This window comes from Stenotrophomonas maltophilia group sp. LNF247 (assembly GCF_054083135.1).
In genome coordinates, this window is the sequence record NZ_JBSRQL010000014.1 from 33,947 (window position 1) to 45,380 (window position 11,434).

General features: G+C 65.6%; 12 protein-coding genes and 1 riboswitch. Of the genes, 8 read left to right on the top strand and 4 right to left on the bottom strand.

Annotated elements, in window-relative coordinates:
• Positions 1–81: 81 nt before the first annotated feature.
• Positions 82–227: riboswitch (FMN riboswitch) on the top strand.
• Positions 228–304: 77 nt separating this feature from the next.
• The 5 genes from ACTXG9_RS14160 to thiL all read left to right on the top strand — a co-directional run bounded on the left by ACTXG9_RS14160 (position 305) and on the right by thiL (position 4,191).
• Positions 305–931 (top strand): riboflavin synthase, encoded by a 627-nt coding sequence (locus tag ACTXG9_RS14160; RefSeq protein ID WP_021204341.1) that lies wholly within the window; start codon positions 305–307, stop codon positions 929–931.
• On the top strand, positions 928–2,028 hold the full coding sequence (gene ribB / locus ACTXG9_RS14165) for a 3,4-dihydroxy-2-butanone-4-phosphate synthase (protein WP_457654786.1): 1,101 nt from the start codon (positions 928–930) through the stop codon (positions 2,026–2,028). The genes ACTXG9_RS14160 and ribB overlap by 4 nt, the downstream gene beginning before the upstream one ends.
• Before the next feature lie 131 nt (positions 2,029–2,159).
• On the top strand, positions 2,160–2,627 hold the full coding sequence (gene ribH / locus ACTXG9_RS14170) for a 6,7-dimethyl-8-ribityllumazine synthase (protein ID WP_005408061.1): 468 nt from the start codon (positions 2,160–2,162) through the stop codon (positions 2,625–2,627).
• Complete coding sequence (gene nusB / locus ACTXG9_RS14175; protein WP_005408062.1) at positions 2,624–3,103, top strand: transcription antitermination factor NusB; 480 nt, start codon at positions 2,624–2,626, stop codon at positions 3,101–3,103. Before ribH ends, nusB begins: the two co-directional genes overlap by 4 nt.
• 125 nt (positions 3,104–3,228) lie before the next feature.
• Positions 3,229–4,191, top strand: coding sequence for a thiamine-phosphate kinase (thiL, locus tag ACTXG9_RS14180; protein ID WP_111097819.1), 963 nt, complete (start codon positions 3,229–3,231; stop codon positions 4,189–4,191).
• Positions 4,192–4,338: 147 nt separating this feature from the next.
• Here the strand turns inward: thiL and ACTXG9_RS14185 are convergent, their stop codons facing one another.
• The 4 genes from ACTXG9_RS14185 to ACTXG9_RS14200 all read right to left on the bottom strand — a co-directional run bounded on the left by ACTXG9_RS14185 (position 4,339) and on the right by ACTXG9_RS14200 (position 7,034).
• A complete protein-coding gene (locus ACTXG9_RS14185) occupies positions 4,339–4,710 on the bottom strand; it encodes a DUF805 domain-containing protein (protein ID WP_021204583.1) in 372 nt (123 codons plus the stop codon).
• 129 nt (positions 4,711–4,839) lie between these two features.
• Positions 4,840–5,250 carry a hypothetical protein gene (locus tag ACTXG9_RS14190; protein WP_021204584.1) on the bottom strand — a complete coding sequence of 137 codons (411 nt, stop codon included), beginning with the start codon at positions 5,248–5,250 and terminating at the stop codon, positions 4,840–4,842.
• Between the two features lie 485 nt (positions 5,251–5,735).
• Complete coding sequence (locus ACTXG9_RS14195; protein ID WP_031270831.1) at positions 5,736–6,458, bottom strand: fimbrial biogenesis chaperone; 723 nt, start codon at positions 6,456–6,458, stop codon at positions 5,736–5,738.
• 60 nt (positions 6,459–6,518) lie between these two features.
• Complete coding sequence (locus ACTXG9_RS14200; RefSeq protein ID WP_021204586.1) at positions 6,519–7,034, bottom strand: fimbrial protein; 516 nt, start codon at positions 7,032–7,034, stop codon at positions 6,519–6,521.
• A 257-nt stretch (positions 7,035–7,291) separates the two neighbouring features.
• Between ACTXG9_RS14200 and ACTXG9_RS14205 the strand changes: the two genes are divergently transcribed.
• From ACTXG9_RS14205 to ACTXG9_RS14215, 3 genes are read left to right on the top strand one after another with little or no spacing between them, the layout of a single operon-like run.
• Complete coding sequence (locus ACTXG9_RS14205; protein WP_111097820.1) at positions 7,292–9,832, top strand: fimbria/pilus outer membrane usher protein; 2,541 nt, start codon at positions 7,292–7,294, stop codon at positions 9,830–9,832.
• 38 nt (positions 9,833–9,870) lie between these two features.
• Positions 9,871–10,380: a fimbrial protein gene (locus tag ACTXG9_RS14210; protein WP_021204588.1), complete on the top strand. Its 510-nt coding sequence runs from the start codon at positions 9,871–9,873 to the stop codon at positions 10,378–10,380.
• 5 nt (positions 10,381–10,385) lie between these two features.
• Positions 10,386–11,369, top strand: coding sequence for a hypothetical protein (locus tag ACTXG9_RS14215; RefSeq protein ID WP_146256780.1), 984 nt, complete (start codon positions 10,386–10,388; stop codon positions 11,367–11,369).
• Positions 11,370–11,434: the final 65 nt, after the last annotated feature.

Here is an 11,434-nt window from a genome sequence, read left to right on the forward strand (position 1 = left end):
GAGCGACGGCCGTCACAGCTGTGGCATCCAGCCCCGTTCAGCCCGGGCTGGTACACTGGCCACGCCGGTTCGCCGGTACACAAACGTCTTCAGGGCGGGGTGCAACTCCCCACCGGCGGTAGGTGCGCAAGCACGAGCCCGCGAGCGCTCCGGCCCACGGCCGGGGGTCAGCAGATCCGGTCCAATGCCGGAGCCGACGGTCATAGTCCGGATGAAAGAAGACGGTGCCACAGGGCCTTCGCGGCCCTGCGCCCGCCTGTTTGCCTTGCGGCGTTTTTCGCTCACTTTTCGCGGAGAACGTTTCTTGTTTACTGGAATCATCGAAGGCGTCGGCCGTCTGGCCGCACGCGAATCCATCGGCGGCGATGTCCGCTTCACCTTCAATGTCGGAAACCTGCCGTTCGACAACGTGCAGATGGGCGAGAGCATTGCCATCAACGGCGTCTGCCTCACCGTCATCGCATTCGACGCCAGCAGCTTCCAGGCCGATGCCTCCACCGAAACCCTGGGCCTGACCACGCTGGGCCAGCTGGGCGAAGGGGCGGTCATCAACCTGGAGCGCGCCATGCGGCCGACCGACCGCCTCGGCGGCCATCTGGTCAGCGGCCACGTCGACGGCCTTGGCCAGGTCCTGTCCATCCACGAAGACGCGCGTGCCCAGCGTTGGCGTTTCGCCGCGCCGGCCTCGCTGCGCCGCTACATCGCCAGGAAGGGCTCGATCTGCGTGGACGGCGTCAGCCTCACCGTCAACGAAGTGGACGATGAGGGTTTTGAAGTCGCCCTGATCCCCCACACGGTAGCCAACACCGCCTTCTCCGCCACCGGCGTGGGCAACGCGGTCAATCTGGAAATCGATCTGGTCGCCCGTTACGTGGAGCGGCTGATCAGCGTGCCGACCAACGGTCAGCACCCCCAGGGAGACGTCGCATGAATTTCGCCCCAATCCCGGAAATCCTGGAAGACATCCGCCAGGGCCGCATGGTGGTCATCGTCGATGACGAAGACCGCGAGAACGAAGGCGACCTGATCATGGCCGCCGAGCTGGTCAAGGCAAGTGACATCAACTTCATGGTCACCCACGGCCGTGGCCTGGTATGCCTGCCGCTGACCCGCACCCGCGCCGCCGACCTCGGCCTGGCGCCGATGGTGCAGGCCAATACCGCCCAGTTCCAGACCAACTTCACGGTCAGCATCGAGGCTGCCGAGGGCGTCACCACCGGCATTTCGGCGCATGACCGCGCGCACACCATCCGCACCGCGGTGAAGCCCAACGCCAAGCCGTCGGACCTGCACCAGCCGGGCCACATCTTCCCGCTGATCGCCCAGCTGGGCGGCGTGCTGACCCGCGCCGGCCACACCGAAGCCGGCGTTGACCTGGCCATGCTGGCCGGGCTGGAGCCGGCTGGCGTGCTGGTGGAGATCCTGAACCCGGATGGCAGCATGGCGCGCCGCCCGGAGCTGGAAGTGTTCGCCCGCGAGCACGGCCTGAAGATGGGCTCCATCGCCGACCTGATCGCCTACCGCCTGGCCACCGAAAAGACCGTTGAACGTGTCGACGAGCGCGAGATCGACACCGAATTCGGCCCGTTCAAGCTGGTGACCTACCGCGACCGCATCGCCCACGACCTGCATTTCGCTCTGGTCCGCGGCACCCCGGACGCGGACACCCCGACCCTGGTACGTGTGCAGGTGGAAAACCCGCTGGCCGACCTGCTGCACTGGCGCCGTGACGACTTCGGCGTGGCGGCCACCGATGCCCTGCGTGCGATCGATGCCGAAGGCGCGGGCGTGATGGTGGTGCTGTCGGCCCCACGCGACGGCGAAGCCCTGCTGGCCCGCCTGCGCCAGCAGCCGGCACCGGTGGTGCCGGGCAAGGACAAGGATGTGGGCCAGTGGCGCCGCAACGGTGCCGGCGCACAGATCCTGTCCGACCTGGGCCTGGGCAAGCTGCGCGTGCTGGGCACCCCGCGCCGCCAGATCGGCCTGGCCGGGTACGGCCTGGAAGTGGTGGAGACGGTCACTCTGTAATGGGTAGTGCCGGCCATGCCCTACCTCGGGTGGGTGCCGACCGTCGGTCGGCACAGCCCTGGGCCTCCGCCAGCCACGGCCGGGGCCCATCCACGCTAGAATTACCCCCTTATCGAGTCCCCAAGCCGCATATGAGCCACTTCGAAGGCGATCTTCGCACTCCCGAATCGGCGCGCTTCGCCATCCTGGCCAGCCGCTGGAATGCCCGCATCACCGACACGCTGGTCGCTGGCGCCCGCCAGAGCCTGGCCGGCAACGGCATCACCGAAGCCAACATCGACGTGATCCGCGTGCCGGGTGCCTGGGAGCTGCCGCTGGTGGCCGCGCGCCTGGCCGCCGCCCACGAACACGCCGCCATCCTCACCCTGGGTTGCGTGATCCGTGGCGATACCCGTCATTACGAACACGTGGCCGACCGCTGCGCCGAGGGCCTGATGCGCGTGCAGCTGGATTTCGGCGTGCCGGTGCTGAACGGCGTGCTGGCGGTGGAACGCGTTGAAGACGCCGAGGCCCGCGCAGGCGGCAGCCACGGCAACAAGGGCGAGGAAGTCGCACTCGCCGCATTGGAAATGGTCAATCTTCTGGAGCAGCTGCCATGAACAAGAACACCCAGGGCAAGCCCTCCGGTAAACCCGTCCGTCGCGATGGCGTCGATCCGGTGCTGCGCTCGCGCGCCCGCCGTCGTGCCGTGCAGGCCATCTACGCCTGGCAGATCTCCGGCGGCAACGCACAGTCGCTGATCGCCCAGTTCGCCCACGAGCAGGCCCGCGAAATTGCCGACCTGGCCTACTTCGAGGCGCTGCTGCACGGGGTGCTCGACAACCGTCGCGACATCGACGAAGCGCTCGGCCCGTACTTGGACCGTGGCATCGAAGAAGTGGACGCGATCGAACGCGCCGTGCTGCGCCTGGCCGCCTACGAGCTGCGCTACCGCCTGGACGTGCCGTACCGCGTGGTGATCAACGAAGCCATCGAATCGGCCAAGCGTTTCGGTTCCGAACATGGCCACACCTACGTCAACGGCGTGCTGGATCGTGCCGCCGTGGAATGGCGCAAGGTCGAATCGGGTCACTGACCCGATTCCTGTAGAGCCGAGCCATGCTCGGCTCACCGTGCAGCGCACGGTTGCGTCCGGCAGTGCGGCGCGTGATCGAACTGCAGCCGAGCATGGCTCGGCTCTACATGAAAGTAGAACGCCCCATGTCCCTGGCCGAATTCGCCCTCATCGAACGCATCCGCGCCCGTACCCTCGAGCGCGACGACATCCTGCTCGGCATCGGTGACGACGCCGCGCTGCTGCAGCCGCGCGCCAACGAACAACTGGTGGTCACCGCCGACACGCTCAACAGCGGCGTGCACTTCCCGGTGGAAACCCCGGCCTTCGACATCGGCTGGAAGACCCTGGCGGTCAACCTGTCGGACCTGGCCGCGATGGGCGCGCGGCCGGCGTGGTGCACGCTGGCGTTGTCGCTGCCGGAAGCGTCTGAAGACTGGATCGAGGCCTTCGCCGATGGCTTCTTTGCCCTGGCCGACCAGCACGACATCGCGCTGATCGGCGGCGACACCACGCGCGGTCCGCTGTCGCTGTCGGTGACTGCGATGGGCCAGGTCGGGCGTGGCCAGGCGCTGCGCCGCGACCGCGCACAGGTGGGCGATGACATATGGGTGAGCGGCACGCTGGGTGATGCCGCCGGCGCGCTGCGCCTGTGGCAGCAGGGTGCGCTGAACGTGGCCACCGCGACCCTGCTGGCCGACTACGAACGCCTGCGCCTGCGCCTGCTGCGGCCGACGCCGCGAGTCACCCTCGGCCTGCGCCTGCGTGCCTTCGCGCATGCAGCGGTGGATGTCTCCGATGGCCTGCTGGCCGATCTGGGCCACATCGCCACGCGCAGCAACCTGGCCGCACACGTCGATGCCGATTCGCTGCCGATCTCGCACGCGCTGCGCGATCTGCTCGGCCGCGACGGTGCGCGTGATTGCGCATTGCGCGGTGGCGATGACTACGAGCTGTGTTTCACCGCCGCCGCCGATCAGCGCGACGCCCTGCACTACCTGGCCGAATCGCTGGACGTGCCGCTCACCCGCATCGGCCGCATTGCCGAAGGGCAGGGCGTGCACGTGGATGGCGAAGCCGCCGACGGCGGTTACCAGCACTTCGCCTGAGCGAAGACGCCGGGCATGGCCCGGCGCTACCGCGCTGCTGTGGTAGATGCCAACCTTGGTTGGCGTTTCTCCGTATCGACCAAGGTCGACACCTAACAAGGCGGGGCCGTGGCGAACGGGAACGCAGGGCATTGCCCGGCGCCCCCCTTAAACGTGCGGAACGGGCTTACCAAACCGGTTGTCGCCCGGCGTGCTGGGCAGCAGCATGAACACCAGCACGGCCAGGCCGGCAATCGGCACGAGCCCAAGCAACAACCACCAGCCCGAACGATCGGTATCGTGCAGCCGGCGAATGGTCACCGCGATCAGTGGCAGCGCCAGCGCCAGCCAAACCACCAACATCAGCCCGGACGAAACCAGCGCCAGCGATGTGGAGTTGGTGTACCCGGCGATGAAGCCCAGCACGTTCAACGGAATGGTGAACATCATCATGAACAACTGGAACCACCAGTACTCGCTGCGGCTGGCGCGTCCACTGAACTGCGTATAGCGCTTCAGCGGAACCATCATCTTGTGCATCGGTACACTCCCTGAGAAGAAGTGCGAACTATCCGCGCCAGCGCGATAGGTCGGCCATCAGATTTGTTGTAATCGCGAACCGTGCAATACGGAACTGAGCGCTCTTCCGCAGTTCAGAACGCGCGCTGCTCAAGTCGCGTGCAACTGCACATCCACATACTCGGCCAACCCGCGGCAGGCCAGCAGCAGCCCTTCGCGCACGTCGTCACCCACCTGCTGATCTTCATCGCCATCCACGCGCACGCGTTCGGTCGCGTGCAGCAGTTCCAATAGCAACGTCAGCCCGGCATTGGCGCGGTTGGCGCGGGCCATGGCCATGCGCTGTCCGGATGTGCGGCCCTTCTCTGGCCAGGGCTGGCCGTCGGCGGCATCCACTTGGCGGATGCGCTGCAGGCACGCCAATAACGAGGTGCTGGCCGGCACAGTGTTGCCGTGCGTGGCGCTCAGCGTGGTCTCCAACGCGCGCGCGACGGCTTCGGGAAGCACGTTGGCGGCCTCGCCGAGGGTGGCGAACAGGAACGGGTAGTGTGTGGCAGTCATGGCGGCTTCCTTGTGCATGTGACGAAGGAGCCACCCCGCTTAACAACGAGGGTGGCGGACGGTGCATGGTTCCAATACCGGTGGCTAACGTTGTCAAACGCCGGCGGGCACGAGGCCCCCACGCACCGTCCGCCATAGATGCACGGACAGATTGCCTGCCGACGCCACCCAACAAGGAAAGGGCGACGCCGGCAGGCAAGCGTAAACAACATTTACCAAACGGGATTGGAAGCCCGTGCCACCCGTTGTCGGTGGCGCTACATGATTTGCATGAAGGGCCAGTGCTGCCAATGAGAATTGTTGGAAAGTTCGAAAGCGTTGCAAATGTTCCGCTCGCACGGGAGCGCGTCAATTACGACAAAGCGTGTAGAGCCGAGCCCATGCTCGGCTCATAGCGCAATGCACGGGGTTCAGCCCGATCTGGCCGCAAAGCAGCCGAGCATGGGCTCGGCTCTACAGAAGACGGCTCGCGCGTCAGGCTGCGCTCAAGGGGAGATCTTCGCCTCGGCATCACGCGGCGTGCCGTAGTCGTCCAGCCACTGGAACGTCACCGACGTGGGCATCGCCGCACCACTCGGAAGCGGCAGACGTACCTGCGCGCCCGGTGCGATCATCTCTGCTTCCACCGTCCGGCCGTCGGGCAGTGTCAACGTGCTCAGGGTCACGTGGTAGGCGCTGGGGTTACTTACCTGCAGGGCGCCGGCCCGCGCACGCCATTGCAGTTGCCCGGCAGCATCGCGCGGCTTGCCGGGCAGGCCGGCCGGGCGATGGAACAGTTTCACCCGGGTACGCACCGCGAACTGCAGCAGGTTCTTGCTGGCGGCATCGGTGGGTTTGGGCGGAATGTCCAGCAGGTTGAAGTAGAACAGCGATTCACGATCCGTCGGCAGCGGTGTCTCCGACGGGCGCGGCGCGTAAGTAATGCGGTACGCCTGCCCCTGGTGGGCCTGCAGCAGGCGAGGGTCGGCCGGCGTCAGGCGGAATGGCGTGCGCACGTTTTCAGGACGCGCACGGCTGTCACCATCGTCAATCCAGACCTGCACCATGGCCACCTGGTTGCCTGCGTTCGTCGCCTTCACCGTTACATCGCGGCCCTGCGCCGCGTCATGCACGATACGCGTGCCCTGCAGCGTGACCGCTGCCGACACCGGCAGCGCCACGACGCCAGCCAACAGTGCGGTCATCCACGTCGTTGCTCGGATCTTCATCAACTCATCCTCCGATAGCGTACGCCACCCCAACCGCGAGGCGGCGCACACAGGCGCGGGTTACTTGTAAAGCACCACGAAATCGCCCGAGGCGTTGGCCGTGCCGGCCGTGGCGTTCTTGCCCGGCGAGGAATACCAGGCGCTGTAGTCCAGTTGGCCCTTGCCGGCGGCAGGAATGTTCACCCACTGCAGCGGGTCATCGCCCAGCTTCTGGTGGTTGCCTGAAGCGTCATACAGCGCAACGCCCACGTTTGTAGCCGTAGACGCAGCCGTCAGCGCCAGGTTGCCGGTGCTGCCGTCGGGCGTGCCGCCAAAGCGCACGCCGACATCCTGGGCGGCACCAGCGCCAGTGCAGTCGAGCAGGATGCTGAAGTTCTTCATGCCGGCACGCTCCGACGCATTGACCGACGCTACATCCACCTTGCCCATCGGCACGGTGATGGTGCCGCCGCTAGCATCCACCGAGCAGGTGCTGGTCATCAGCTCGCCGGTGATCTCCAGGGTCTCGGCGAAGGCCGTGGGGGACAGGGCCAGCGCAAGCGCACCAGCAGCGATCAGGTTCAGTCGGTTCGACATGGAGTTTTCCTTGGTTGGGAATCAGGGAATCCGCAGTGAATGCGCCAGCGGATGCGCACAGTTTTCCCGGGCCGGCACCGGGCCAACATCCAATTAGTTGCAAGCGTGTTGGCGGACGCTTGCGTTGAACGCGTGGCTACGCCAGGTGTCTTCGCTTTGCAACAAATTCAATTGGAGGGCAGGGGAGTGCTGCCTACGCTGCGGCCCCCATCGACCACGAGCGATGTCGCCCGCGACCTCATCGAATGACGCCAGCCATGAACAACTGTCCCTTTCCTCGTTGGACATCACGCCGTCCTGCCGTTCATGTGCTGGGCCTGGCGATTTCCGTCGCGGTGGCACTGGCCATTGCCGGTCATGCCCATGCGCAGGGTGATGAGTCCCTGCAGTTCAGTGAAGGCTTCCTGATGGGTGGCCGGGCCATCGACATGCAGCGCTATGCGCTGGGCAATCCCACGGAGCCTGGCGTGTATCCCTTGGACGTGGTGGTCAATGGCCGGTTCCACGACAAGCGCGACATCACCTTCGTGGCGGCACCGGCGCCTCTGGGTGCGACCCCGTGCCTGCCCGCCGGGCTGGTACGCCAGTTGCAGCTGAAGGAAATGTTCCTGGCCGAGCTGGACCAGGAGGATGAAAGCTGCGTCGCGCTTCCCAGCCTGATCGTCGGTGCCACCGTCGAGTTCGACGAAGGCAACCTGCAGCTTCTGGTGAACGTGCCGCAGGCAGCACAGGCGCGCGATGCGCGCGGCTACGTGGCACCTGCACAGCGCGACCATGGCGTCACGGCCGCCTTCTTCGATTACAACATCAACCACAACCGCAACCAGGACCAGCAGGCGACCTACCTGGGGCTGAACACGGGCGTGAACCTGGGCGCGTGGCGGCTGCGTCATCGTTCGTCCTTCAGCCAGGGCAGCCATGGCTCGCGTCACGATGTGATCAGCAGCACGCTGCAGCGCGATCTTCCGGCATGGAATGCCCAGCTGCTGTTTGGGCAGGGTACGACCGGTGGCGAACTATTCGAGTCGCTGTCATTTGCCGGTGTGCGGGTGGCCAGCGATGAGCGCATGCTGTCGGACTCGCTGCGCGGCTTCGCGCCGGTGGTGCAAGGCGTCGCCGAAACCAACGCGGTGGTCAGCATCCGCCAGAATGGCTACGTCATCCACGAAGTAAGCGTGGCGCCGGGGCCGTTCTCCATCGAAGACCTCTACCCGACCAACTTCGGTGGCGACCTGGACGTCACCGTCATCGAAACCGATGGCCGCCAGCAGCAGTTCACTGTCAGCTTCTCCGCAGTGCCGCAGGCGCTGCGCCCCGGCGCCAGCCGTTTCAGCGCAACCGCAGGCGAACTTCGCGACGCACGCGGTGTGTATGAAGCACTGCGCTTTGCAGAAGGCACCTACGCACGTGGCATCAGCAACCATTTCACCGCGCTGGGCGGGGTGCAGATTGCCGAAGGCTTCCAGTCCGCGCTGTTCGGCGGAGCAATCAATACGCCGCTTGGTGCGTTCGGCGCCGACGTTACCCATTCGCGCGCACGCCTGGCCAATGACGAACAGGTAACCGGCAACAGCTTCCGGCTGAACTACCAGCGCTATATCACCGCAACGGGTACCAACTTCGGCTTGGCAGCGCTGCGTTACAGCACGCGCGGCTATCTCTCGCTGAATGATTTCGCGCAGGCGTACAACGATGATTGGGGCGTCAGTGGCCGTGCGCGCCAGCGCTTTCAGGTGAATTTCTCGCAGCGCATCGGCGAGCGCAGCACGCTCTCGCTCAATGGCGGTCAGGTGCGCTATTGGGACAGCGCGCAGCAGCACAACGATCTGCAATTGCGCTTCCAGACCAGCATTGGCCGCGCCAATCTGAGCCTGTCTGCCATGCGTCTGCAGCTGGGCGATGGCCGTCAGGACAGCCGCTATGCGGCAACCCTCAGCATTCCGTTGGGCTCAGCCCCGCGCGCGCCGCGTTTGAGCACGCAGTTGGCCCATTCGGCTCGTGGTGAACTGGGCCAGCTGGGTCTGAACGGAACGCTGGGCACTGATCAGCAGCTGAGTTACAGCCTGTCTACCAGCGAGACCCGTGAGGGGGCGGGCAGCGCCGACGCCTACGCGTCCTATCGTGGTGGGCATGGCACGATAACCGCTGCCTACAGCCGCTCGGGTGATTACAACGCCTTCAATGCCAGCGCTGCCGGGAGCGTGGCGCTGCATCGCGGTGGCATCAACTTCGGTGCGCCAGTGGGCGATGGCTTCGTGCTGGTACAGGCCGATGGCGCGCGGGGCGCCCGCATCGGCTACGGCAGCGACGCGCGCATCGGTCGTAACGGCTATGCGCTGCTGCCGCACGTCAGCCCCTACCGCTGGAACCAGATCGAACTGGACCCGTCGGGCCTGCCGATGGATGTGGAACTGCTGCAGACCTCGCAGCGCATTGCGCCGACGGCGGGCAGCATCGTGCGGGTTGCGTTCAATGCCAAGCGCGAACGCACATTGTTCATTGACGCCACCGATGCCTTGGGCCAGCCGCTGCCGTTTGCGGCGCGCATCGAAGATGACGCCGGACGCGGCTGGGGAGCGGTGGGCCAGGGCGGCGTGATCCAGCTGCGCGGCGCGCCCGAACAGGGCCAGCTGATTGTCGACCCGGACGGCCCGCATCGCTGCCGCTTGGAGTACACGACCCCGGATGCACCCGATGCCTATGGGCTGTCGTGGAGCCAAGCGGTGTGCATGCCGTTGCCGGCCCCGAGCACAGGGCTGCAGGCCGTCTTGGATGCGGTCGAAGCCACCTCGTTCTGATGTCCTGATTTCATTCTTATAACCCAAGGAGTTCTTCCATGACCCTGTTCAACCGCATCACCCTGTGCACCGCACTGGTGGCCGCCGCGCCGCTGGCTCTGGCCGACACTGCCACCCTTACCATCAGCGGCAAGGTGCTGCCCGGCACCTGCACGCTCACCGCAGCGCCGATCACCCTGGACCCGGTGAAGGCCAGCGACCTGACGCCCGGCGCCGATGCGCAGATCAAGGCCGGGGCGCTGCAATTCGCGGGCTGCGTTGGCGTAAGCAAGGCCGTGCTGTCCTTCGCCGGTACCGCTGCCGACGGCGATGCTACGCGCTGGAAGAACACCGCTGCGAGCGATGCGGCCGAAGGCGTGTCGATCTCGCTGCTGTCCGGTACCACCGGCAGCACCTATCTGAAGGATGGTGACACCGGCATCGATGTGCCGGTGACTGGCGCCACCGCGCGATACGACCTTCGGGCGGCCTACTTCCTGCCCACCGGCGAAACGCCGAACGCGGGAGAAGTATCCACCGAGATCGTGGTGACGGCGGACTACCAGTGAGTGCCATGGTCAAGCGCTGCACCGGGCTGGGCTGGGCAGTAGGGCTGACGCTCTGCGTCGCCGGCGGTGTCGCCGCGCAGTCTACCTGCGCCGTGCAGACGGCGAGTTCCTCTACGGATCTGGTGGTGAATACTGAAAACGAGGCGTCAGCGGGTACGGTTCTGCATGGTCCCTGGCCAGGTGGAGCAACCCGTTTCAGGAACTGCAAGCCGGGGGAGCCACTCCAGCTGCAGATAAAGCCGATGATGCCGGGCCTTACCTATGTGAGGGACGTGGTCATCGATGGACTCACCTATCCCGCCTATGGCTGGAATGCAACATCGTCCTTGGTGATTCTTGGAATTCAGGTTTACTCCGGCTCCGGCTTGGGAATCTGGCGCTTCCCGCTCAGGATCGACAAGACGTCACAACAGGGAATCCTGGCAGGGCCTACTGGCGAGTTCGCGGTGACACTTCGAGTGGGGCTGGTGGCGCGCGGCGGTACCATCATCAAGGAAACCCAGGCCCTCGGTGTGGTGGAGACCTCATTGCTGAACGATCCGTCTGCCGTGGTTTCCAACAGCGGAAGCGTCGAAGTGAATCCAGCTGTCGATTCATGCCGGGTGCGCGCGGATGGCGCAGGGGTGATATTGGATCCGGCCCGGCAACCGGAACTGCAGCGCCCGGGCGATACGGCCGGGGAAGAACCCCTTCCGGCGCGCGTGCGCTGTTCGCGGGATGGCGTAGTGGCCGAGGTCGGCATTGACGATGCACTGGATATGGGCAACACCAGCAGCGTCCTGACACCGGCTGCGGGTACCAGTGCAACGGGCGTGGGTCTGCAGATTCTGCGCAACGGTGTGCCTTTGCCGATGGGAAGCCGGTGGATGTTCACCGATGGGGCTACCTGGACTGACCAGGGGCTGTCCGCCCGTTATATCCGGACCAGTGATGCCTTGAGTGCGGGTGACATCGTGGGCGAAGCAATTATCACTGCGACCATGAAATAGCACGGTATTTCCCGATCCGGGACGATGCGTGATCGTCTCCACTAAGGCCGGATCCAGCCCGCGGC